The sequence below is a fragment of the Cobetia sp. MMG027 genome (assembly GCF_027947415.1).
Taxonomy (GTDB): Bacteria; Pseudomonadota; Gammaproteobacteria; order Pseudomonadales; family Halomonadaceae; genus Cobetia; species Cobetia marina.
Window position 1 is genome coordinate 1 of record NZ_JAQJIO010000016.1, and the last position, 23,410, is coordinate 23,410.

At 64.0% G+C, this 23,410-nt stretch carries 18 protein-coding genes; 5 read left to right on the forward strand and 13 right to left on the reverse strand.

Annotated features, from left to right (window positions below):
* Positions 1-55: 55 nt before the first annotated feature.
* The 10 genes from PJK54_RS17165 to ffh all read right to left on the reverse strand — a co-directional run bounded on the left by PJK54_RS17165 (position 56) and on the right by ffh (position 10,806).
* Positions 56-1,906 carry a single-stranded-DNA-specific exonuclease RecJ gene (locus tag PJK54_RS17165; RefSeq protein ID WP_271303463.1) on the reverse strand — a complete coding sequence of 617 codons (1,851 nt, stop codon included), beginning with the start codon at positions 1,904-1,906 and terminating at the stop codon, positions 56-58.
* A 114-nt stretch (positions 1,907-2,020) separates the two neighbouring features.
* Entirely contained in the window at positions 2,021-3,412 is a 1,392-nt protein-coding gene (gene thrC / locus PJK54_RS17170) for a threonine synthase (RefSeq protein ID WP_084207791.1), read from the reverse strand.
* A gap of 115 nt (positions 3,413-3,527) precedes the next feature.
* Complete coding sequence (locus tag PJK54_RS17175; RefSeq protein WP_077373629.1) at positions 3,528-4,844, reverse strand: homoserine dehydrogenase; 1,317 nt, start codon at positions 4,842-4,844, stop codon at positions 3,528-3,530.
* A gap of 175 nt (positions 4,845-5,019) precedes the next feature.
* On the reverse strand, positions 5,020-5,790 hold the full coding sequence (locus PJK54_RS17180; protein ID WP_077373626.1) for a DsbC family protein: 771 nt from the start codon (positions 5,788-5,790) through the stop codon (positions 5,020-5,022).
* A gap of 39 nt (positions 5,791-5,829) precedes the next feature.
* Positions 5,830-6,738 (reverse strand): site-specific tyrosine recombinase XerD, encoded by a 909-nt coding sequence (gene xerD, locus PJK54_RS17185; RefSeq protein WP_271303464.1) that lies wholly within the window; start codon positions 6,736-6,738, stop codon positions 5,830-5,832.
* Between the two features lie 241 nt (positions 6,739-6,979).
* The gene (gene rplS / locus PJK54_RS17190; protein ID WP_043336437.1) at positions 6,980-7,336 is read right to left on the reverse strand and encodes a 50S ribosomal protein L19; all 357 of its coding nucleotides are present in this window, start codon (positions 7,334-7,336) and stop codon (positions 6,980-6,982) included.
* A gap of 196 nt (positions 7,337-7,532) precedes the next feature.
* Positions 7,533-8,285 (reverse strand): tRNA (guanosine(37)-N1)-methyltransferase TrmD, encoded by a 753-nt coding sequence (trmD, locus tag PJK54_RS17195; RefSeq protein ID WP_065392606.1) that lies wholly within the window; start codon positions 8,283-8,285, stop codon positions 7,533-7,535.
* 25 nt (positions 8,286-8,310) lie between these two features.
* Entirely contained in the window at positions 8,311-8,877 is a 567-nt protein-coding gene (gene rimM / locus PJK54_RS17200) for a ribosome maturation factor RimM (protein WP_065392605.1), read from the reverse strand.
* Between the two features lie 8 nt (positions 8,878-8,885).
* Positions 8,886-9,137, reverse strand: coding sequence for a 30S ribosomal protein S16 (gene rpsP, locus PJK54_RS17205; RefSeq protein WP_065392604.1), 252 nt, complete (start codon positions 9,135-9,137; stop codon positions 8,886-8,888).
* A gap of 226 nt (positions 9,138-9,363) precedes the next feature.
* Positions 9,364-10,806 carry a signal recognition particle protein gene (gene ffh / locus PJK54_RS17210; RefSeq protein WP_077373620.1) on the reverse strand — a complete coding sequence of 481 codons (1,443 nt, stop codon included), beginning with the start codon at positions 10,804-10,806 and terminating at the stop codon, positions 9,364-9,366.
* A gap of 342 nt (positions 10,807-11,148) precedes the next feature.
* On the opposite strand from ffh, the gene PJK54_RS17215 reads away from it, so the two are divergent.
* From PJK54_RS17215 to PJK54_RS17225, 3 genes are all read left to right on the forward strand, one after another.
* A complete protein-coding gene (locus PJK54_RS17215) occupies positions 11,149-11,946 on the forward strand; it encodes a cytochrome C assembly family protein (protein ID WP_077373617.1) in 798 nt (265 codons plus the stop codon).
* 99 nt (positions 11,947-12,045) lie between these two features.
* Positions 12,046-13,323: an HlyC/CorC family transporter gene (locus tag PJK54_RS17220; RefSeq protein ID WP_077373614.1), complete on the forward strand. Its 1,278-nt coding sequence runs from the start codon at positions 12,046-12,048 to the stop codon at positions 13,321-13,323.
* Between the two features lie 229 nt (positions 13,324-13,552).
* Positions 13,553-14,812: a multidrug effflux MFS transporter gene (locus PJK54_RS17225; protein WP_271303465.1), complete on the forward strand. Its 1,260-nt coding sequence runs from the start codon at positions 13,553-13,555 to the stop codon at positions 14,810-14,812.
* A gap of 143 nt (positions 14,813-14,955) precedes the next feature.
* Here PJK54_RS17225 and PJK54_RS17230 read toward each other — a convergent pair whose 3' ends face one another.
* A complete protein-coding gene (locus PJK54_RS17230; protein ID WP_271303466.1) occupies positions 14,956-16,848 on the reverse strand; it encodes an MFS transporter in 1,893 nt (630 codons plus the stop codon).
* Positions 16,845-17,489 carry a TetR/AcrR family transcriptional regulator gene (locus PJK54_RS17235; protein ID WP_077373605.1) on the reverse strand — a complete coding sequence of 215 codons (645 nt, stop codon included), beginning with the start codon at positions 17,487-17,489 and terminating at the stop codon, positions 16,845-16,847. Before PJK54_RS17235 ends, PJK54_RS17230 begins: the two co-directional genes overlap by 4 nt.
* Positions 17,490-17,789: 300 nt before the next feature.
* Here PJK54_RS17235 and PJK54_RS17240 point away from each other — a divergent pair, with 300 nt between their 5' ends.
* Positions 17,790-18,500, forward strand: coding sequence for an SOS response-associated peptidase (locus tag PJK54_RS17240; protein ID WP_077373602.1), 711 nt, complete (start codon positions 17,790-17,792; stop codon positions 18,498-18,500).
* Between the two features lie 209 nt (positions 18,501-18,709).
* Positions 18,710-21,673, forward strand: a complete 2,964-nt coding sequence (locus tag PJK54_RS17245; protein ID WP_271303467.1) for an insulinase family protein — start codon at positions 18,710-18,712, stop codon at positions 21,671-21,673.
* Positions 21,674-21,857: 184 nt separating this feature from the next.
* On the opposite strand, the gene sbcB is transcribed toward PJK54_RS17245, so the two are convergent.
* Entirely contained in the window at positions 21,858-23,333 is a 1,476-nt protein-coding gene (gene sbcB, locus PJK54_RS17250) for an exodeoxyribonuclease I (RefSeq protein ID WP_077373596.1), read from the reverse strand.
* Between the last annotated feature and the right edge of the window lie 77 nt (positions 23,334-23,410).

Below are 23,410 nucleotides of genomic sequence, written 5' to 3' on the forward strand. Positions count from 1 at the left end.
TCCGGGCTGAGCACAAGGGCTTTCTGGCCAGATACCGCAATTCATTCAAGCACGCTCATGCTGGTACGGCATGCTCCAGCATCAGCTGCAGCGACTCTCTCCCCCGCCAGCGATTGCGCGACAGCTTGTAAGCACACTTCAGAGCGGCCCCCACGCCGAATGCCGGCGATTCCCCCGGCGACAGCGCCCGGAACCAGATCGCCTTGAGGCGTGTACGCCCGAGCGAGAGCTCAAGCGACAGATGTGTGCCATCGGCACCTACTGGTCGCAGACTCTCGACCAGGAAACTGCCCTCGAAGAGAGGCGCCTCGAACTCACGCCCGAAGGGCGCCAGACGCTCGAGTTCATCCAGGGTCTCCAGGCTCAACTGCCCTTCTGCCAGTTCACCATCACTGAGAATCAAGGGGTTGAGCGCCCTTTCACCCAATTGCTCCGCGGCCGCCTGTTGTAGAGCACGAGTGAAGGTATCCTTCTCCGTCAGGGGCAAGCCCACCCCTGCCGCACCTCTGTGCCCACCGAAACGCGGCAGACACTGCGGTGCCAGGTCATGCGCTCGCTGCAACGCATCCCGCAGATGCAATCCTTCGATGGAGCGCCCGGACCCGGTCAACATGCCGGGCACCGCGGCTGGCGTCAGCACGACGGTCGGACGCCCGAACTGCTGCACGAGACGTGAAGCGACAATGCCCTGCACTCCCGGGTGACCATCTTCCAGATGCACCACGATCACCTGATGCCCTTCCCGCAACGAGGCGAGCGCCAAGGCGCGCGCCGACTCCACCATCTCGGCCTCGATCGCCTTGCGCGACTGATTGTCCTGATCGAGCACCTCCAGCGCGCGCTGAGCAGCCTCATCTCCACGCGCCAGCATGAAATGCAGCGCGGCGTAAGGATCATCCAGTCGTGAGCGGGCATTGATGCGCGGCCCCATCTGGAAGGCCAGCGTCTCGGCATCGAAGGGCACGCTATCGGCCCCGAGCCGCTCTGCCATGGCTCGCCAGCAGGGCTCCTGCATGCGATTGATCAACGTCAGGCCCAGATTGACCACCGCACGATTGATCGCACTGCCCCCCAGTGACACACAGTCCGCCACCGTCCCCAGCGCCACATACGACAGCCATGGCGACAACTTGGGCGCATCCCCCGGCAATCTGCCTTGCTCGATCAGCACATTGCGCGTCAATGACATGGTCAACCAGGCCACCATGCAACCGGCGATGGTCGCATCCGGATAGGCACAATCGTCACGTGTCGGATTGACGGTCGCGTAGGCGGAAGCCGGCGGCCCTTCCTGAGGCAACGCATGGTGATCCGTCACCACGACCTCTATCCCCGCTTCCTTGAGCAGCGCCAGGCGCGCCTCATCACTGGAACCACAATCCGCGGTGACGATCAGGCTCGGGCGCGGCGACAGTGTCATGATGCGCTCGACCAGCGGCAGACTGATGCCGTAACCATCGTGGATGCGATGACCGATCAGACTGTGCACCCGGTCGTAGGGCACATCGAACAGCTCCGTCAGCGTGCGCAGCATCACCACATGCGAGGTGATGCCGTCCACGTCATAGTCCGTGAGGATGCCGATGTGCTCACCCTCGGCGACAGCACGCGCGATGCGCTCTGCCGCCCGCCGGCCATCCGCCAGCCGCTCGGGATGCTCGATGTGCCGGAGCGCCGGCGTGACCAGCGCCTCCAGCGGCGCCTTGCAGCTCTCCAGCGTCAACCGCCCTGCCAGTACTCGTGCCTGCAGTTCGCTGAGCCCCGTCGCGATCCCCTGCTGGTAGAGGCGCTCATCTCTGACGCGAGGCTGGATGACCCGCGCGATGCTGGCCGCCAGCGTACGCTCATCAGGGCGCGATGCGGTGCCTTGTGCCAAGGAGGGTGACAAGGAGGGAGTGACAGACATGAAGAACTCCTGACAAACGACATGGCCGTCATTTCGACAGCGGACTGCGAAAATGACGGCCATGAAAGAAGGACGACGGCTCAGCCCCGGAGGCCTGAGCCGTCGTTGATGCGATCACCCGCGGCGATTCTCGCGCACGAAGTCCTGCACGGCAGCCAGCTCGGCCGGCAGCACGCTGTAGCGCTCTTCGCGCTCCAGCAGGTCATGCAGATGTGGCGGCAGATCGACACCCGCGAAACCAGCACGCGCCACCGCTTCGGCGAACTTGGCCGGATGCGCCGTCGCCAGCGTGATCATCGGCGTCGCGGTATCCGTCCGGCAGACTTCTGCCGCGCGATAGCCTGTCGCCGTATGCGGATCGAGGATCTCGCCGGTGCGCTGATGCGCTTCACGGATGACCTCGAGAATCGTCTCGTCGTCGACACTGTGGCTGGAGAACAGCTCACGCAGCCTGGCCAGCGGGGCATCTGCCAGCGCCGCCGGTTCGCGCGAGAAGTGCTCGAGCAGTTCACGGATCGCCTGACCATCACGGCCATAGGCTTCGAACAGCAGACGCTCGAAGTTGGAGGACACCACGATATCCATTGACGGTGCCAGCGTCGCCTTCAGCTCCTGACGCGAGAAGTCGTTGGAAGAGATGGTGCGATGCAGGATGTCGTTGGCGTTGGTGGCGATCACCAGCTGACGTACCGGCAGCCCCATACGCGAGGCCAGATAGCCGGCAAAGATGTTGCCGAAGTTGGCCGACGGCACCGTGAAGCTGACCTGACGCGCCGGAGCGCCCAGCGCCACACCGGCGGCCACGTAGTAGACGGTCTGGGCCATGATGCGCGCCCAGTTGATCGAGTTGACCGCGACCAGACGCGTGCCATCCAGGAAATCCTGATCGGCGAAGCTGGCCTTCACCATCGCCTGGGCATCGTCGAAGTTGCCTTCGATGGCGACGTTGAAGACGTTGGGCGCCAGCACGGAGGTCATCTGGCGGCGCTGTACTTCGGAGACGCGGTTGTGCGGATGCAGGATGAAGATATCCACGTGATCGCAGGCACGGCAGCCCTCGATGGCGGCAGAACCGGTATCACCGGAGGTCGCGCCCATGATCACCGCACGCTCGCCGCGCTTGGCAAGGAAGTGATCAAGCAGGCGACCCAGCAGCTGCAGCGCGACATCCTTGAAGGCCAGCGTCGGGCCGTGGAACAGCTCCAGCAGGTAATGGTTGCTGTCGAGCTGATTGAGCGGCACGACCGCATCGTGACTGAAGGTCGCGTAGGTCTCGCGCACGAGTTCACGGAAGGTCTCGTCATCGATGGCACCATCGACGAAGGGCTTCATGACACGGAAGGCGATTTCCGCGTAGGACTCACCGGCCATCGCCGTCAGTTCCTCGGCACTGAACTGCGGCAGGGTTTCCGGCACATACAGGCCACCATCGCTGGCAAGCCCCGTGAGGACCACATCTTCAAAACCGAGCGCCGGCGCCTGGCCGCGCGTGGAGATATAACGCATGTCGTGTCTTCCCGTGGCGTTCGCCACCGTTATGATTCTTGCTCTTCCGGCCTGCGCCGGCTGCCCAGCAGTACCGAGCCATCAACCTCGATGACCCGGTACCGTTTGCCCGCGATCAGGCGTTGTCGTCGAGATCCTCGACGCGAATGCGCACCACGGAACCGGCGACATCCACCAGCGCTTCCAGCTGGCGAATCGCTTCGTTCATGTGCAGTTCGCGCGCGCGGTGCGTGAGCAGAATGATCGGCACCAGCTCGCCTTCGGTGGCCTCCTTCTGGATGATCGCCTCGATGGAGATGCCCTGTTCGGAGAGAATCGACGCGACACGCGCCAGGACCCCCGGACGATCCACCGCATGCAGACGCAGGTAGCAGGCCGTCTCGATCTCTTCCATCGGCAGGATCGGCAGGGTGTCACCGTGCTGATTGATTTCGGCGAAGGCCAGATACGGCACGCGGTAGCGGTGGTCGGTGGCGATATCGCGCGCCACGTCGAGCAGATCCGCCACGACGGCAGAGGCCGTCGGCTCGGCACCGGCGCCGGCACCATAGTAGAGGGTGGGACCGACTGCATCGCCCATCACCTCGATGGCATTCTTGACCCCATGCACATTGGCCAGCAGGCGCTCCTTGGGAATCAGCGTCGGATGCACACGCAGCTCAAGACCCTTGGCCGTGGCGCGGGTGATCCCCAGGTGCTTGATGATATAGCCCAGGTTGTCGGCCTGCTCGATGTCATCGGCCGTGATGCGCGAGATGCCTTCGGTGTAGGCCTTGTCGAACTGCAGCGGCACGCCGAAGGCGATGGAGGCCAGGATGGTCAGCTTGTGGGCGGCATCGATGCCTTCAACGTCGAAGGTCGGGTCCGCTTCGGCATAGCCCAGCGCCTGCGCCTCGGCCAGCACGTCATCGAAACTGCGGCCTTCATCGCGCATCGCGCTGAGAATGAAGTTGCCGGTGCCGTTGATGATGCCGGCCAGCCACTGGATACGGTTGGCGCCCAGGCCTTCCCGCAGGGACTTGATGACCGGGATGCCACCGGCGACCGCTGCCTCGAAGGCCACCATCACCCCTTTCTCGGCCGCGGCGCGGAAGATCTCGTTGCCGTGCACGGCGATCAGCGCCTTGTTGGCGGTCACGACATGCTTGCCGTTGGCGATCGCTTCCATCACCAACTCATAGGCCACGTCATAGCCACCGATCAGTTCGACCAGCACATCGATCTCGGGGTTGCGCGCGACCTCGAAGATGTCATGCGTGCGGCTGACGCCGGTGATATCGCAGTCAGGGTTGTCACGACGAGCGCCAACCTGTTCGACGATAATCGGGCGTCCAGCACGACGCGCAATCTCATCGGCATTGCGTACCAGCACGTTGAACGTGCCGCCGCCTACGGTACCCAGACCACAGATTCCTACTTTCACCGGTTTCAACGTCGCTTTCCTCTCTTGTTACGGTATCCAGCCTTGGAGGCCGCGCCGGAGCGCCATGGCCTTGCCGACCTGTCGTCGGTCTATTATCCAGACGGCTCGCGTCTGTGTCTTTCGTGACCACGGTAGCAAGGCAGGACGCCCTGTCAACGCGCAGCCACTCTGAGGCGTCACACCATCAGCCATCCAGTCCCAACATGGTGGTCAGGCGATCCACCGGCAGATAGCCCGGCACCATCTTGCCATCCGGCATCACGATGGCCGGTGTGCCCTGCACGCCCATGCGCGTACCGAGCTGATACTGGCTTTCCACCGGGGCATCACAGCTGGCTTCCTGCTTGGGCGCCTGCCTCTGATTCTTGATCTGGTTCATCGCCTCGGTGCGATTCTCGGCACACCATACCTGAGCCAGCTCGCGTGCGCCCTGCGAGCGCAGACCGCCACGCGGGAAGGCCAGATAACGCACTTCGACACCACGCGCATTGAGCTCCGGGACTTCCTCATGCAGCTTGCGGCAATAGGGGCAGGTGGTGTCAGTGAAGACGCTGATCACCGCCTTGACCTCACCCGCCGGACGGAAGATGACCATGTCGTCCTCACTGACCTCGGCCAGCAGCTTCTGGCGCTCGCCATTGGCCTTCTGCTCGCTGAGATTCACCAGCCCCTTGTCACCGTCGTTGCGGTACATTTCCCCGACGATCAGGTGCTTGCCCGTCGCATCGGTGAAGAAGGTCTCGCCGCTGGTGAGCTTCACCTCGAAGAGACCCTCGATCGGACTGGAAGCCAGCGACTCCACCGGCAACGGCTGGCCATTGACCACCAGCTTGTCACGCAGGTCATCCAGCGCGTCAGCCTGGGCGAGCGGTGCCATCACGCTCAGCAGGGTAGCAGCGCTCAACAGACGCAACGCCTGTGGCAGGCGCTGCGGGCGGCGGGTGAACTTGCTCATCAGACTCTCCTTGGCGTCCGCGGGGCGAAGTGCCTGGTATCAACCACGCGGATGATGTTCGGCGTGCAGGCGTTCCAGACGCGCCTGAGCCACATGGGTATAGATCTGGGTCGTGGATAGATCACGATGACCCAGCAACAGCTGCACGACACGCAGGTTGGCACCATGATTGAGCAGGTGCGTCGCAAAGGCGTGGCGCAGGGTATGCGGTGACAGGGGCTTGTCGATACCGGCCGTGACGGCGTGGCGCCGGATGCGGTGCCAGAAGGTCTGCCGCGTCATGGCCTTGTCATGCCGACCGGGAAACAGCGCCGGGCGCGTCTGGTCGGCCATCATCGCAGGTCGGCCAGCCGACAGCCAGCGTGACAGCCAGTCACAGGCCTCCTCGCCCAACGGCACCAGCCGCTCGCGATCGCCCTTGCCGATCACTCTGACCACACCCTGGCGCAGATTGAGCGCATCGACCCGCAGACCGACCAGTTCACTGATGCGCAATCCCGCGCCATAGAGCACCTCCAGCATGGTCCGGTCGCGCAGGCCGATGGCCGTCTCGAGATCCGGCGCCTCCAGCAGGCGCTCGACTTCCTCCTCGTCGAGCGTGCCAGGCAGGCTGGGGATCACGCGGGGAAGGCGCACCTCATGCACGGGATCCGCCTCGATCATGCCCTCGGCCAGTGCCCAGCGATAGAACCGCCGCAACGCAGACAACAGTCGCGCGGTGGAGCGCAGCGCATGCGATTCACGTCGTGAGTCACAGAATGCCTGCACCTGCACAGGGGTAGCCTCCAGCAATGGCGTGGCTTCGCCTCCGGACTCCTGCTGCTCCAGCAACCACCGCTGCCAGCTCTCGAGGTCACTTCGATAGGCACCAAGCGTGTTGTCACTGACACCGCGCTCCAGCCACAACGTATCGAGAAATGCCGCGACCAGCGTCTCGTCATCCTTCATGCCTGCTTCCTCCTTCCCGATGCGCGCAACCGACACCTTCCGGCGCGACGACTGCCGAATTCTACCGTGACGCCCTGACGTTGAAATGAATCCGACGGTCACTGCGGCAACTTTCCCTCATCCACAGACACAAAGACCCCGCCATGCGAGGCATGGCGGGGTCTTTGTGTGGCGGAGGAGCAAGTGGCAATTCGCTCCTCCGCCGTACTGCCGAGTTCTGCAGTCAGGGAATGCGGAGCGCTTAGCCCAGCTTTTCCTTGATGCGTGCAGACTTGCCGCTACGCTCACGGAGGTAGTACAGCTTGGCCTGACGGACGTCACCACGACGCTTGACGTCGATGGCAGCAACCTGCGGGCTGTAAGTCTGGAAAGTACGCTCGACGCCCACACCGTGGGAGATCTTGCGGACGGTGAAGGCGGAGTTCAGACCGCGGTTACGCTTGCCGATCACCACGCCTTCGAAGGCCTGCAGACGCTCGCGGGTACCTTCGACGACCTTGACCTGGACGACGATGGTGTCGCCCGGTGCAAAGGCCGGGATTTCCTTGGCCATCTGCTCGTTTTCGATCGCCTGGATCAGTTTGTTCTTGCTGCTCATCGCTAGCTCCAAATTCGTTAGCATCAACCCTGAGGCTGATGTTCGTCATGACCCCGGCACCGCAAACGGCCTTGAACACGGGGATCGACCTTGTGTGTGACGCGCCACGGGGCTCCCGCAAGATGACTCCGGGCCGTGCCGCACCTCCGCCACGGTGGCGGCCTTCTCCTGACAGCGAACGCGAGGTCCGCGAAGGTCAGGCCTTGCCTTTCCGGGCGTGCTGCGCGATGAACTCGTCGAGCAGCTTGCGCTCCTCACGAGTCAACGTGCGGCTCTCCAGCAGATCCGGACGCCTGAGCCAGGTACGTCCCAGAGACTGTTGCAACCGCCAGCGCTTGATCAGGGCATGATTGCCACTGAGCAGCACTTCCGGCACTCGCTTGCCGTCGATGACTTCGGGGCGAGTGTAGTGCGGACAATCGAGCAGGCCGTCGGTGAAGGAATCCTCCTCCGCACTGGCTTCATGCCCGAGTACGCCCGGCACCAGGCGCGCTACCGTATCGATCAGGACCATGGCTGGCAGCTCACCGCCAGACAGGACGTAATCGCCGATCGACCATTCCTCGTCGATCTCCTCTTCCACCACGCGTTCGTCAATGCCTTCATAGCGTCCGGCCACCACGATCAGGCGCTCATTCGTCGCCAGTTCGCGGGCACCGGCCTGATCCAGCTTGCGGCCTTGCGGGGAGAGATAGATCACGCGGGCGTCGTCACCGCCAGCGGCACGGGCGTCACGAATGGCGCCTCGCAGGGTCTCGACCTTCATCAACATGCCGGGACCACCGCCGTAGGGACGATCATCGACCGTACGGTGCCTGTCGGTGGCGTAGTCACGCGGGTTCCAGAAATCGACCTCGAGCAGGCCCTTGTCGACCGCTCGGCCGGTCACGCCACTGGCGGTGATCGCCGTGAACATTTCCGGAAACAGACTTACTACACCAATCCACACAGGCGTCAGCTCTCTGTGCTTTTCATCAGAATTCGGGATCCCAATCGACGCTCATGCGTCCATTGACGAGATCCACATCGCGAACCACCTGATCGGGCAGGTACGGCACGAGCCGTTCCTTCTCATCGATGCTGTCGTCGTTCGGCTTGATCACCAGAACGTCGTTGGCACCGGTTTCCATCAGGGTGTTCACTTGTCCGAGGCGCTGGCCATCCAGCGTCACCACCTCGAGACCTTCCAGTTGATGCCAGTAGTACTCACCCACCTCGAGCTGCGGCAGTTGCTGCTTGGGCAGGAGAATCTCCGCCCCGGCCAGCGCCTGCGCCGCTTCGCGATCGTCGACACCTTCCAGCTGCGCCACCAGACCCTTGCCATGACGACGTGCCTGGGCAAGTCGCGCGGGAATCTGCTTCCCGTCAAGCTTCAGGATCCAGCCGGCATAGTCGAAGATGCCATCGATCGGGCTGGTGTAGGAGTACACCTTGAGCCAGCCTTTCACGCCATAGGGGCTGGTAAGCTTCCCCATGACCACCACATCATCGCCATGCGAGGTGTGTGCGGTCGGCTGCGGGTTGTTCGAGTGAGTAGGCATCCTGGAAATCAAGCCTGCTGCTTGCCAGCTTCCTTGATCAGCTGAGCGACACGGTCAGAGACCTGTGCGCCCTGCTGCTGCCAGTGAGCGATGCGCTCGAGATCGATGCGCAGACGCTCTTCCTGGCCGCGAGCGACCGGGTTGAAGAAGCCGACGCGCTCGATGAAGCGGCCATCACGGGCTGTGCGGGAATCAGCTACAGCCAGGTGGTAGAAGGGACGCTTCTTGGCGCCACCACGTGCCAGACGAATGGTAACCATTGCGTAATCTGTCCTTCGTGTTGAAGTGAAAATCGTGCCACAGAACTCGGCTTCGCATGGAGGGTCCACACGAAGAGGCGACATTCTACGGAAAATGCCAAGCCTTGGAAACCTTTTTCCATGACCATACGCGCGCCCCGCGACACGAGCCGTGTCACGGGGCGCGATTCGTGACTCTGACGCCACGAAATCCTGTCGGCGAGAACCTCAGTGCCTTGCCGGAGACTCAGCGACGCGGGAAGCGTCCGCCGCCCGGGCCACCCATGCCTCCCATCCCGCCGGGACCGCCCATGCCGCCGGGGCCACCCATGCCACCGGGACCGCCGCCGCCCATCATGCCGGACATGCCACGCATCATCTTCTGCATGCCACCTTTCTTGCCGGCCTTCTTCATCATCTTGGCCATCTGCTTGTGCTGCTTGAGCAGACGATTGAGGTCCGGCACCTGGGTACCGGAGCCCATGCAGATGCGACGCTTGCGCGAGCCATTGATGAGATCCGGGTTGCGACGCTCCTTGGGTGTCATGGAGTTGATCATCGCCTCGAGCTTGCCCAGCTCCTTCTCGCTGGCCTGGCTCTGGGCGACTTCCGCCAGCTGCCCCATGCCCGGCAGCTTGGACATCAGGCTGCCCATGCCACCCATGTTCTTGAGCTGCTGAAGCTGGTCGCGGAAGTCCTCGAGATCGAAGCCCGAGCCTTTCTGGACCTTCTTGGCCAGCTGCTCGGCCTTGGTCTTGTCGACGCTGCGCTCGGCTTCCTCGATCAGCGACAGCATGTCGCCCATGCCGAGGATGCGCGAGGCGATGCGGTCCGGGTGGAAGGGCTCGAGGGCATCGACCTTCTCCCCCATCCCCATGAACTTGATCGGCTTGCCGGTGATGTGGCGAACGGACAGCGCCGCACCACCACGCGCATCACCATCGGCCTTGGTCAGCACGACACCGGTCAGCGGCAGGGCTTCATGGAAGGCCTTGGCGGTATTGGCGGCATCCTGACCGGTCATCGCATCGACGACGAACAGCGTCTCATCAGGATTGACGCTGCGATGCAGCGCCGCGATCTCGTCCATCATGTCGGCATCGACATGCAGACGGCCGGCGGTATCCACCAGCACCACGTCGTGGAACTGGATACGCGCGTGCTTCATCGCCGCTTCAGCGATGGCGACAGGCTGCTGAGAGGAGTCGGAGGGGAAGAAATCCACCTCGACTTCCCTGGCCAGCGTTTCCAGCTGGTCGATGGCGGCCGGACGATAGACGTCCGCCGAGACCACCAACACCTTTTTCTTCTCGCGCTCACGCAGATAACGCGCCAGCTTGGCGACGGTGGTCGTCTTGCCCGCACCCTGCAGGCCCGCCATCAGAATGACGGCCGGGCTGCCCTTGAGCACCAGACCTTCATTGGCTTCGCCCATGATCGCTTCCAGCTCCTGCTGGACGATCTTGACGAACTGCTGACCCGGCGACAGGCTCTTGGACACTTCCTGACCGACGGCACGCTCGCGCACGCGGTCGATGAAGGCCTTGACCACCGGCAGTGCGACATCCGCCTCAAGCAACGCACGGCGCACTTCACGCAGCGTGTCCTTGATGTTGTCTTCCGTCAGCTTGGCCTGGCCGGTAATCGACTTCAGCGTCTGCGACAGGCGATCACTCAAACTTTGAAACATGGGCCTCTCCGGCTAGGGACGTCTGGGGGCCGCTCGCAGCGGCTCGAGGACAGTGCTGTCCTCGATTCCGGGGGTCACGGCATGACGCCCCAGCGCGTGAATGGTTCATCCTGTGGCGCATTATACGCACAGGGCGGGTCTGTCTCCATGATGGGGACACTCAAGCGCCGACCAAATCCTCTCTCGCCGGGAATTCTCTCCCCGACACGGCTCCGCCAGCCTCCTCAAAGCGCGTGGCGTGGATGCAATCACATGAGTGCATTCGGTATAGTCACATCATATAGGCAGCGTCTCGTACAGGACCTGCCTCCTCGTACATCCTCGGCACCTGGACAACAGCACATGCAGGCTCTGCCCTTTGCCTTTCTGGCCATCATCTTCTATCTCGGCGCCGGCCTGTGGCAGGGCCTGACGCTCATCCGCCGGGTACCGTCCAGACCACGTCTGGTACGCGGCCTGGCACTGGTAGCCGTCGCCTGCCATGCCGTGATCGTCTGGCTCACCATCAGCCATGGCGGCGAGCTGCACCTCGGACTGTTCGAGAGCGCCTCGCTGGTCAGCTGGGCCATCAGCCTGCTGCTGATCCTGGCCAGCATGTTCAAGCCGGTGATTGCCGGCGGTGCCGCCCTCTTCCCCGTGGCGGCCATCTGCGTCCTTGGCGTGATGAATCTTCCCAGCGCCAATACCGAGAATCCACTTTCCGCGGGGCTCATCGCCCACATCCTCACCTCAGTGGCGGCACTGGCCTTCTTCAGCATCTCGGCCATGCAGGCCGGTCTGCTGTCATTGCAGCAACATGCGCTGAAGAAGCGTCACACCCGCGGCATCGTCCAGGTACTGCCCGCGCTGACCAGCATGGAGCGCGCACTGTTCGAGCTGATCTGGGCCGGAATGATCCTGCTCAGCGTGTCGATTCTCAGCGGCATGATCTACCTCGACAACCTGTTCGCCCAGCACCTCGCGCACAAGACGGTCCTGAGCTTCGGCGCCTGGGTGATCTTCGCCGTGCTGCTGTTCGGCCATCATGTCCTGGGCTGGCGCGGACAGCGCGCGGCGCGCTGGACGCTGGGCGGCTGCCTGGTGCTGGCGCTGGCCTTCTTCGGCACCAAGTTCGCCCTGCAGGTCGTGTTTTCCCACTGAGCGTCGCTGTCGTGACGGGCAGCACCCGCAGCAGCTGGTGCATTGCCGTCACGGCAGCAGTATCATGCGCGTAAATCCGCCACCGAGGACCCTTCACTCTTGAGCGACGACACCCCGCTGGGGCTGCTGTTCGGCCTGCTGGTCATCCTGATCTTCCTGTCTGCCTTCTTCTCGAGCTCCGAGACCGGCATGATGTCGATCAACCGCTATCGCCTGAGCCACCGCGAGAAGAGCGGTGAGCGCGGCGCCAAGCGCGTCACCCGCCTGCTATCTCGCCCGGACCGTCTGATCGGCGTCATCCTGATCGGCAACAACTTCGTCAACAATCTGGCAGCGTCTCTGGCCACCATCATTGCCATCCATTACTTCGGTGATGTCTCCGGCCCTGCCATCTCCACTGCCGTCCTCACCATCGTGGTGCTGATCTTCGCCGAAGTGACGCCCAAGACCATGGCCGCCGTGAATCCCGAGCGTATCGCCTACCCGGCGTCGGTGATTCTCGAACCCATGCTCAAGCTGCTCTATCCGCTGGTCTGGCTGGTCAATGGCATTTCCAATGGCCTGCTGCGCCTGTTCGGCGTTCGCGATGTCAGCGGCGGGGCCGACAGCCTGACCCGTGACGAGCTGCGCACCGTGGTCCACGAGGCTGGCAGCATGATCCCGCGCCGTCACCAGGGCATGCTGCTGTCGATCCTCGACCTCGAGAACGTCACCGTCGATGACATCATGGTGCCGCGTCAGGAAATCTTCGGTATCGACCTCGATGATGATCTCGACATCATTCTCAGTCATATCCGCGCCAGTCAGCACACACGAGTGCCGATCTACAAGGGTGACATCAACAACATCATCGGCATCCTGCACCTGCGCAATGCGGCCCGTTTCCTGTCACTGGACGAGGTCACCAAGGCCTCCATCATCCAGGAGGCCCGCGAGCCCTACTTCATCCCGGAATCCACCCCGCTGCATACCCAGCTGCTCAATTTCCAGAAGCAGAAGCGCCGCATCGGCATCGTGGTCGACGAGTATGGCGATGTGCAGGGGCTGGCGACACTGGAGGATATCCTCGAGGAGATCGTCGGCGAGTTCACCACCGACGTGGCCGGCACCCATCAGGAAATCCATCCCCAGGACAACGGCAGCTACGTGATCGAGGGTACCGCCAACATCCGCGAGATCAACAAGGCCATCGGCTGGCAGCTGCCGACCGATGGCCCCAAGACGCTCAATGGCCTGATCCTCGAGCACCTGGAATCCTTCCCGGATGCGCCAGCCAGTCTGGCCATCGGCACGACCCGCATCGAGATCCAGCAGGTCAAGGACAACCAGATCACCTCGGCACGCTGCTGGCAGGCCTCGCGCACCACGCGCACCTGATCCAGCGCCTGCAGGGTAACGTTGCAGCGTCATGCGCGAAGGGCCCGCCATCTGGCGGGCCCTTCGCGTTCACGTCCATTGCAATGCGGTGTTGCATGCCACGGGGCGGCCAATGCCGGCGACACACGCTATCCTGTGCCTGCCCGGAACGCCGGGCCGCCGGATCGCCGGATCGCCGGATCGCCGGACCACCTTTTCCTGCACTGCCCACTACCCGCAAATGGCCCTCATGACCCAAGCCTCCTCCCCGACGACTGTCCTGCACCACCACCCCGCACGCTTCACGCTGATGCTGGCACTGATGGTGGCGCTCGCGCCTCTGGCGACCGACGCCTACCTGCCCGCCATGCCTTCCATGGCAGGCGACTTCGGTGTGGACGAGCATCGCATCGGCCTGACCATCACCATGTTCTTCTTCGGCTACGCGATGGGTCAGCTGGGCGGTGGCCCGCTATCCGACAGTCTCGGGCGCCGCCCCGTCGCCCTGAGTGGTTTCGTGCTGTTTCTCGTCGCCGGACTTGGTTGCGCACTGACACGAGACTTCCACTGGCTGCTGGTCTGGCGAGTGCTTCAGGGCATCGCCACCGGCATGACCGGCGGTGTCTCGCGCACCGTGGTGAGAGACGTCGCGACCGGCAAGGACGCCGCGCGCCTGATGACCAACGTGACCATGGTACTGATGACGGCGCCACTGATAGCGCCGTCCCTGGGCGCCCTGGTGATCTCACTGAGCCACTGGACGACGATCTTCTTCGCGCTGGGTGTCTACGGGCTGATAGTCGGTCTTATCATCCATCGCTGGCTGCCGGAGACCCACCCCGCCAGCGAGCGCACGCCCTTCAGACCACGCAATGTGCTGCGCAGCTATGGCGACGTCCTCACCACCCGGGGAGTCCCGGGGCACCTGATGCTGATCCTGTGCGGGCCCGGCATCATGTTCACCTTCATCACCAATGCCAGCTACCTGTATCAAGGGCTACTCGGGATGACACCGCCGCAGTTCGCGCTGGCCTTCGGCGCCAATGTGGTCGCGATGTTCGTCGGCAACCGTCTCAATCACCTCGGCCTCAAGCACCTGCGCACGCGCACGCTGGTCAAGCTGGCATTGAGCGTCCAGCTGACCGGCATCACCTGGCTGCTGGGGCTGGGCCTCACTGGCACGATCAGCGCCGCCACCCTGATTCCCGGCATGCTGGTGGTACTTGGCGCAGGCGCCATGATCACCCCCAACGTGATGGCGGACTACCAGTCGCTGTTCACCCGCGGCCACGGGGTCGCCAACGCCATCTCGGGCACCGCGCTCTTCCTGGGCGGCGGACTCTACGGTGCGATTGCCAGCCTGTGGCTGAACGGCTCCAACATGCTGCCGGTACCGCTGGTCATGCTTGCCGCATGCCTGGTGGGCGGCATCGGCTTCTGGGTCACCCGCCACACCGCGCCATCCAATCAGCCTGCCGTCCACGGCAGCAGCTCCAGCGCCGCCGCGTAAGCGCCATCACTGTTCACAGAACGTGAACCGCATACGCAAAGACGCCGCCCGTGAAGCCACGGACGGCGTCTTTTTTTCAGGGAACGCTCTCGCGCTCACCACGTGAGGGGGCTGCCACCCTCGACCAAAGCAGCTTCACCCCGTCATTGGCAGTCCGCCAGGCGTGTCGCCTTGCGATGCAGATCGCGCACGGCCTCTTCCAGCTCCGCAGCCTTGACGTTCTCCGGCGCGAAGGTGCGACCGACGCACAACTCCACCCGACCACGCAGGCGACGCGGCCACTTGGCAAAGGCCGGCCCGCCGCCGTGGGAGAACCACGACCCCCACAGGCCCCCCAGAGCCATCGGGATCACCGGCGCCGGATCACGCGCGAGGATCAGCTCCAGCCCGCGCCGGAAGCGTCCCACTTCCCCATCTCGCGTCAGCTTGCCTTCCGGGAAGATCATGACCACCTCGCCCTCGCGCAGCGCCTTGCCGACCTCTTCCAGTGAACGACGCACACCGGCGGGGTCCTTGCGCGAGGAATCCACCGGAATGGCCCCCGCAATGCGGAAGAACCATTTCAGCCAGGGAGAGTGATAGATCTCGGCATCCATCAGAAACCGCAATGGGCGCGGGCTGGCGCCGCCGAGTATCAGCGCATCCATGAAGCTGACGTGGTTGCACACCACCAGTGCCGCGCCTTCCGCCGGTATCCGCCAGCGCCCCTTGAGGTGCAGCCGATACATCAGGTGAATGAGGATGAAGATGATCAGCCGCAGGAAGGGCCGCGGGTCACGCAGCATGCAGATCACCGCGATCAATCCACTGATCAAGGACAGCAGCAGCAGGAAGTCCGGAATATCACGCCCCATCACGCCCAGCACCAGAATGCCGGCACCGGCCGAGAGCACCATCAGCAAGGCATTGAGCACATTGTTGGCCGCGATCATGCGCGCGCGATGGTCCTCGGGGCTGCGCAGCTGCAACAGCGTGTAGAGCGGCACGATATACAGGCCGCCGCCGAAGCCGATGACGCCGAGATCCAGCCACATGCGCCAGAATCCGGCGATGCCCAGCAGCTCGATCAGCGGCGTGGCCATCTGGGCCTCAGCCAGCGCCGGGCGCAAGGCAAGGTCCAGCCCGCCGGCAAAGATGATCAGCGCCCCGAAGGGCACAAGCCCTGTCTCGAGTCGTCCACGCGAGACACGCTCACAGGCCAGCGACCCCAGGCCAATGCCGATGGCAAAGGCCGCCAGCAGGGCCGATGTCGCCCCTTCGGCCCCATGGACGATATCCCGCGCATATGCCGGCAATTGCGTCAGATAGCTCGCACCGAGGAACCAGAACGCACTGATGCCGAGCAGCGCCCAGCGTAGCCGACGATTGCTCAGCCCCTCGCGCATCACCTTCACGCTGCCGGACAGCGGCCGCCAGGGCACCGGCCCCGGTGAAGCGGAAGGCGCCGGCGGAATGCGCATGGCAGCCAGTACGCCAAGCACCGCCAGCGACACCAGCGATGCCGACAGCGCCCAGCGCGCCAGCTCACCGCCCAGCGCCATCAAGGCCGCGGCCGCCAGGGTACCGACCAGAATGGCGAGGAAGGTGCCCAGTTCGACCCAGGCATTGCCACTGACCAGCTCATCGGCCTTGAGATGCTGAGGCAGGATGGCGTACTTGACCGGGCCGAACAGCGCGGACTGGGTGCCCATCATGAACAGCAGCGCCAGCAAGAGCTCCCAGGCCTCGAAGATCAAGGCACCCGCCGCCACGCTCATGGTGGCAAGCTCCAGCCACTTGAGCCTGACGATCAGCCGCTGCTTGTCGAGGCGGTCCGCCAGCAGGCCGCCCCAGGCGGAAAACAGCAGAAAAGGCAGGATGAACAATCCGGCGGCCAGATTGTTGACGACGCCGGTGTCCCAACCGCGCTGCTCGATGACCACGAAGGTCAGCAGCAGCAGCAGCGCGTTCTTGAAGAGATTGTCATTGAAGGCCCCGAGGGCCTGGGTCCAGAAGAAGGGGGCAAAGCGTGGCCGCCGCAGAAGGTCTCGACTCATCGCCCTGCTTCCGTGGCATCCCCCGAGCCTGCAGCCTCGCTGCGCACCTTGAGCCCCGCCAGCATGGTATCCAGCAGCTGGTCGAGCAGTTCCGTGACTTCCAGCGGCTGTCCTTGCCACAGACCCAGGCGTTCATTCATGCCCAGCTGGACCAGGCCATGCACGCTGCCCCACAGGGTTCGCGCCATGCGCTTGGCTTCCACTGACTCCACCTTGGGAGCGTACTCGACCAGAGCCAGCTCCACTCGCTCGAACAAGCCTTCGATCATGGCGTTCTGACGCTGATCCAGCTCCCCTTCCTGGGCCAGCGGGAAATCGAACAGCAGCTGCCAGCGATAGGGGTCGCGCTGGGCAAAGCCCCAATAGGCTCGCGCCAATGCCTTGAGACGCTGGGAGGGGCTCGGGGTCTCCTGCCCGGCAATCGCATCGCGCAGACGGTCCAGGGTCGTCAGATTGACGTGCTGGAGCAGGTTGCCAAAACTGCCGTAGAGCTTGAGCAGGGTACTGGGGGCGCAACCGACTTCGCGAGCCAGGTTGCGCAAGGACAAGGCGTGAACGGGCTGCTGCTTGAGCCATTCATCGCATGTCTCCATTACCCGCGCATGCAGCGCTTCCGGTGCATGCTGACGTGGACGGGCCATCGAATTCCTCTGGTGCTGAGATGCGTTACCGCGCAGCGAATCTGGCGCGGTGTGTGTCCGGACTGCGCGGGTTGGCAGAGAGAGTCACGATACCTGAGCATCCTGCTCTTGAAGCGCCCCGTGTCAGCCATTGAATCGAACAGTGTTTCCGTCCAGCATATCGAGACTGAGCACAAACGCAAGCGCCACCAAGGTGTGGCATGCTGGCGACTGCCGCGTGCAGCGGGGCTCTCGCGCTCATGATTGGGCAATGCGTCGCCCTGCATGTTCCCCCCCTGCCCTTCATCTCAAAGGATTTCCGTGGCCGGACGCCTGTACCTTCCCCCGTTTCCCGAAGACCTGCCGCCCAGTGAACTGTTCGGATCACTCGCGACGCCTGCCCTCACGCGTCAGCTGCGGGAGGAGCGTCTGGTGAGCGCCAATCGCGCTCCGCGCCTGCCGGTTTCGATGCTGCGCCTGGAAGGCCCGAGGCTTCGCCAGGTGCCAGCGCTCTGGGGGCTGACGCCCAGCTGGCTGGAGGTCATGGACCACGCGCCCCACGTGGCGCGCGCCGAGTCGCTGGAAACGCGACGCATGTTCCGCGAATCCTTTACCAGTCAACGGGCACTGATTCCCGTCGGTGGGGTCTATGTCTGGAAGGAACAGCCGCGCATGAAGCAGCCATTTCTGGTCACGCACGCCACCCGCGCTCCGCTGTTGCTCGCCGCGCTGTGGACCCGCCACTTCAGCCCCCCGCTGATGGAAGGACTGCCCCCCGAGGGGCGCGACAGCTTCGCCTTGATCAGCGTGGCGTGCGCGGGTGTCACCGCACGTCTGACCGACCGCATGCCGGCGGTGATCGCCCCGCATCAGGTGCGGGAATGGCTGAGCGCCGATACCCCGCTGGACAGGGTACGTGCCATGCTGACACCGGACGCCAGCCTCGCAGCCTTCCCCGTCGCTCGCCGGGTCAATGATCCCGCGCACCAGGAATGGAGCGTCGCGCACCCCACTGGCCCGATGCTGAGCTGAGAGACGCCACTCGGCGCCCGGACAGCATGCTCAGATCGGGAACGCTGAATCCAGGCCGGTCAGACACGCGTATCGCCAGGAGGGGAGCACATCCTCGGACCTGCGCTGCTCGTGAGGCGTTGCTGATCTACCTGCGCGCTTGCGACGCATGAATCGCCCTTATCGAACCACCATGCCAGTGTCATCGGTGCCGTGAACCAGGAGAGAAGATGTCCTTGCCATCAGGATTCCGTCCGCTCGCATTGAGCGCTGCCATTGCCGCCATCGTCATCACCGGCCTGTCGCCCGGCGTCAGCCTGGCCGATTCCTCCACGCCCCCCGCACCGTCCTCCATGACGACAGCCACCGCGGCCTCTGCCATCACCCAGGCAGGCCCGGTGATCAAGAGCGCCAATGACCAGCGCGACTATCGCAGCCTGACGCTCGACAATGGCCTCAAGGTGCTGCTGGTGAGCGACCCGGCGGCTGACAAGGCTGCCGCTGCCATGGACGTGGAGGTGGGCAGCGCCCAGGACCCCGATGACGTTCCCGGACTTGCTCACTTCCTCGAGCATATGCTGTTCCTCGGCACCGATCGTTATCCAGAGCCTGATGCCTATCAGGAATTCATCACCCGTCACGGCGGACAGCACAACGCCTTCACCGCCAGCCAGGACACCAACTACTTCTTCGATATCGCACCGGATGCCTTCGCCGAGGCCCTGCCGCGCTTTGCCCGCTTCTTCGTCGCACCACAGTTCAATGCCGACTACGTCGACCGCGAGCGTCATGCCGTACATTCCGAATATCAGGCACGCCTGCAGGATGACGGGCGGCGCGTGAATGAGGCTGTCGAGCAGGCGCTCAATCCAGAGCACCCCTTCAACCGCTTCAGCGTCGGCAGCCTCGAGACACTCAAGGACAGCGAGGCCGGCAGCCTGCGCCAACGCCTGGTGGACTTCTATCAGGCGCATTACGGCGCCGGCGTGATGCGCCTCACCCTGGTCGGCCCCCAATCGCTGGACACGCTGGAGTCACTGACGCGCCACAATTTCTCCGATGTCCCGAATCGCGAGCTCTCACGGCCACAGATCGACGCGCCGCTGGTCACTGCCGATGAGCTGCCCGCACGCGTGGAGGTCAAGGCACTCAAGCAGGAGCGCGAGCTCGACTTCATGTTCCCCATCGAGGACCCCGTCGCGCAGTATCGCGTCAAACCGGTCAGCTATCTTGCCAACCTCATTGGACATGAAGGGGAAGGCAGCCTGCTGGCGGTACTCAAGGACAAGGGCTGGGCGGATGGGCTCTCGGCCGGCGGCGGCCCCAGCGATGGCGAGAATGCCCTGCTCAGCATCAGTGTCACCCTGACGCCCGAGGGCGCCCGGCATCAGCCGGCAATCCGCGCCGCGCTGTTCGACTATCTGGCATTGATTCGCCAGCAGGGCCTGGAGGAGTGGCGCTACAAGGAGCAGGCGGCGCTGGGCGAGCAGGAATTCCGCTTCCAGCAGCGCAGCTCTCCCGTGGACCTGGCCAGCAGCCTGGCCATGATGATGACGCGCTATCCGGTCAAGGATGTGCTGGCCGCGCCCTACCTGATGCAGGACTATGACGCCGAGCTGATCGAGTCGACCCTTGATCGCCTGACGCCAGAGAATCTGCTGGAGGTCTACTCCGGCCCTGATGTCACGGGAGAGCAACAGGGCAAATGGTTCAAGGCGCCCTATACCCTGACGCGCCTCACGGACGATGCCGTCGCCCGTGCCGGAGACGATCCCTCGCTAGCCGCCCGGCTTGCCCTTCCGGCTCCCAACCCTTATCTGGCCAGCGACTTTCAGGTCCTGAATCTGCCCGATGCGCCGCCACGTCAGCTGATCGACGAGCCCGGTGCCGAACTCTGGTATCAGGGTGATGACAGTTTCGGGGTCCCGAAGGCCGAGTGGCGCTTCGGGCTGCTCAACCCCGCCGTGAGTGCCTCGGTCGAGGATGAAGTCATGAGTCGCGTATTGGCGGCGTGGCTGAACGACAGCCTGAATGCCCGCCTGTACCCGGCACGTCTGGCCGGACAGGATGCTCTGGCCTATGCCCATGGCCGCGGCATCACGCTGCAGTTCAGTGGCTGGCGCGACGGCCAGCAGCCGGAAATGCGCGAGGTGCTGGATCAACTGGTCAATGGTGACATCGACTCTCAACGACTGGCACGCATCACGCAGCGCATGACACGCAGCCTGAGCAATCGCGCCCAGGCGCCCCTGTATACGCAGCTGGGCCGCAGTCTCAGTGAAGCGCTGGTCGGCCAGCCCACCACCGTCTCGCAGCAGCAGGACGTGCTGGAGCAGATCACCAGCGAACGTCTGGACGCCTTCCGCAAGCGCTTCCTGGCACGCCTGCATGTCCAGGCCATGGTGACAGGCAACCTGAGCGACACTCAGGCACGCGAGACCGGTCAGCTGGTGATCAATGGCCTGGCCCCCCGCGTCACGCGCGACGGCATCCCGGAGCTTGCCATCCACCGGGTGGACCAGCCCCTCGCGTTGCGACCGGAGAGCTCACGCGGTGATGCCGGCGCACTGCGCTACCTGCAGGGCAAGGATCGCACGCTCGAGAGTCAGGCCAGTCTGGCCGTGCTGGGCCAGCTGATCGAAGCCCCGTTCTACAGCCGGCTGCGCACCGATGAGCAACTGGGCTACATCGTCTCGGCCAGCTACTCCCCCATGCTGGATGCCCCGGGCCTGAGCCTGCTGGTCCAGTCGCCTTCCAAGGACAGCAAGACCCTGTTCTCGCGCATGGATGCCTTCTTCACGACCTTCGATGAGCGCATCACGGCGCTGGATGAGGCCACGCTCGCCAGCTATCGCAGCGCAGTGATCGATGGTCTCGAGCAGAAGCCGCGCCGCCTCTCCGAGCTTGCATCACGCAACTGGAGCGAACTGAGCTTCGGCTGGACCGACTTTGATCGCCGCCAGCAACTGATCCACGCCGTGGAGCAGGTCAGCGTCCAGGATATCCGTGACGCCTGGCAGCAGGTGACTCAGGCGGCGCCGCTGGAACTGGCCTTTGATCCCGAGATCCCCAGCGACTTCGATCAGCGCCTGCCGACGCTCGCGCTCCCCCTGCTGCCGGAGGCGCCACGTGCCGAGCACGGTGCCACCAACGCCGCTCCCTCGGCGCAACCTGCGGGCAATGCCCAGCATTGATCGCGCCACGCGTGCATGCCCGACGGCCAGGCGGGTCAGTCAGAACGCTTCCGTGAAGGACGGAGCCGTGGAGTGAAGGGCAGATCAGAGCCGAGTGGAGCGTCAGATTTTTCTGAGAGATGAACGACACGACCCCGGCGAATTCGCCGGGGTCGTGTCGTTGTGGCTGCGAGAATTTCGAGAATCAGCCAAAGGCCTGTGGCGGCATGATGCCTTCCACATACATCGCCAGTTCTTCCAGAATCTGCACGCGCGCCGGATCCTGCTCGTTCTGGGCCAGACGCTGGATCTCGCTGACGAAGCCCTTCACGGTCAGGCTGGCGACCTGCTCGTCATTCATGCGCTCCCAGCGCCACTGCTCCCAGCGCTCCCGCTCGGCTGAATCAAGCGTGTAGCCGTAGCTGCGTGCGCGGTAGCGGAACAGCATCTCCTCGAGCCGCCCATCCTGGAAGGCGAAGGGCGTGTCATCCAGTGCCTCGGGGTGAGAGGCACGCACGCGCTCCATCTCCTTGCGGTCCGCGGGCGAGAAGAAGCCTCCCGAATAGAGCATCAGGTCCGGGTCAGCCGGGCCGGCCGGCGGCGTCTCGGCAAACACCTGGGCGACCTTCACGCCGACCCCCGCATTGTCCTTGAGCCACTTCCAGTGCTCACGACATCGTGCAGGGTCGAGCTTGAGGCGCGCGACGATCTCGCCGTATTCCCCCTGGTGAGGGCCGGAGACATCCTTGAGCGCCGTCGCCGGCATCAGCACCGGGCTCTTGTTGAGATGAATGACCTTGAGGGGGATGCGCTCCTCACCTTCCGCCAGGTCATCCGCACTGGCGAACACCCGCGCCCGAATCTCCTCGGGAGTGAGATCCATCAGCGGTGCCGGGTCCACCGACAGGTCATAGACGATGACGCCATTGGCATTGGAGGGGTGCTCCGCCAGCGGCACCACCAGCGCACCGCATGCTCGCGAGGCCGGATAGCGACGTGAGATGTGCAGCATCGGCTTGCGCGCACCGATGTCCAGCAGGCTGGCGACATGACGCTTGTTGCGCAGCTTGAGCAGATACTCGAACAGCCGGGCATTGCGTGACTTGAGCAGACGCGCCAGGGCGATGGTGGCCCGCACATCGACCAGGGCATCGTGCGCGCCGGCATGCTCGATGCCATTGGCGGCCGTCAAATCTTCCAGACGGAAGCTGGGGGCTCCGTCCTCGCGCCGCGGCCACTCGATCCCCTCGGGGCGCAGCGCATGGAAGGCGCGCACCACATCGATCAGGTCCCAGCGCGAATTGCCGTTCTGCCACTCACGCCCGTAGGGGTCGAGGAAGTTGCGATAGAACAGGTGACGGCTGACTTCATCATCGAAACGCAGGCTGTTGTAGCCCACCGAGCAGGTGCCCGGCACGCTCATCTCGTCGTTGATGCGCCCGGCGAACTCGGCCTCCGGCAGGCCGCGACGCTCGGCCTGCTGAGGCGTGATCCCCGTGATCAGGCACGCCATCGGATGAGGCAGGAAGTCGTCAGCGGGCTTGCAGAAGAGCGTCAGCGGCTCACCGATCTCGTTGAGCTCCGCATCAGTACGAATGGCGGCAAACTGCGATGGACGGTCGCGGCGCGGGTCGGCGCCGAAGGTCTCGTAGTCGTGCCACAGGAAGGTGGGCTCTGCCACAGGAAATCTCCACGCGGACGGTCAGAAAATGCACATGCCAGAACACCGCGCCCGAGGGGGGCGATGTTCTGGCAGGA

Excerpts from the sequence above, each read along its gene's own strand:
- PJK54_RS17165 (WP_271303463.1), bottom strand. The coding sequence starts at position 1,906 with ATGTCTGTCACTCCCTCCTTGTCACCCTCCTTGGCACAAGGCACCGCA.
- thrC (WP_084207791.1), bottom strand. The coding sequence starts at position 3,412 with ATGCGTTATATCTCCACGCGCGGCCAGGCGCCGGCGCTCGGTTTTGAA.
- PJK54_RS17180 (WP_077373626.1), bottom strand. The coding sequence starts at position 5,790 with ATGAGCAAGTTCACCCGCCGCCCGCAGCGCCTGCCACAGGCGTTGCGT.
- xerD (WP_271303464.1), bottom strand. The coding sequence starts at position 6,738 with ATGAAGGATGACGAGACGCTGGTCGCGGCATTTCTCGATACGTTGTGG.
- rplS (WP_043336437.1), bottom strand. The coding sequence starts at position 7,336 with ATGAGCAGCAAGAACAAACTGATCCAGGCGATCGAAAACGAGCAGATG.
- rimM (WP_065392605.1), bottom strand. The coding sequence starts at position 8,877 with ATGCCTACTCACTCGAACAACCCGCAGCCGACCGCACACACCTCGCAT.
- rpsP (WP_065392604.1), bottom strand. The coding sequence starts at position 9,137 with ATGGTTACCATTCGTCTGGCACGTGGTGGCGCCAAGAAGCGTCCCTTC.
- ffh (WP_077373620.1), bottom strand. The coding sequence starts at position 10,806 with ATGTTTCAAAGTTTGAGTGATCGCCTGTCGCAGACGCTGAAGTCGATT.
- PJK54_RS17215 (WP_077373617.1), top strand. The coding sequence starts at position 11,149 with ATGCAGGCTCTGCCCTTTGCCTTTCTGGCCATCATCTTCTATCTCGGC.
- PJK54_RS17225 (WP_271303465.1), top strand. The coding sequence starts at position 13,553 with ATGACCCAAGCCTCCTCCCCGACGACTGTCCTGCACCACCACCCCGCA.
- PJK54_RS17230 (WP_271303466.1), bottom strand. The coding sequence starts at position 16,848 with ATGAGTCGAGACCTTCTGCGGCGGCCACGCTTTGCCCCCTTCTTCTGG.
- PJK54_RS17235 (WP_077373605.1), bottom strand. The coding sequence starts at position 17,489 with ATGGCCCGTCCACGTCAGCATGCACCGGAAGCGCTGCATGCGCGGGTA.
- PJK54_RS17245 (WP_271303467.1), top strand. The coding sequence starts at position 18,710 with ATGTCCTTGCCATCAGGATTCCGTCCGCTCGCATTGAGCGCTGCCATT.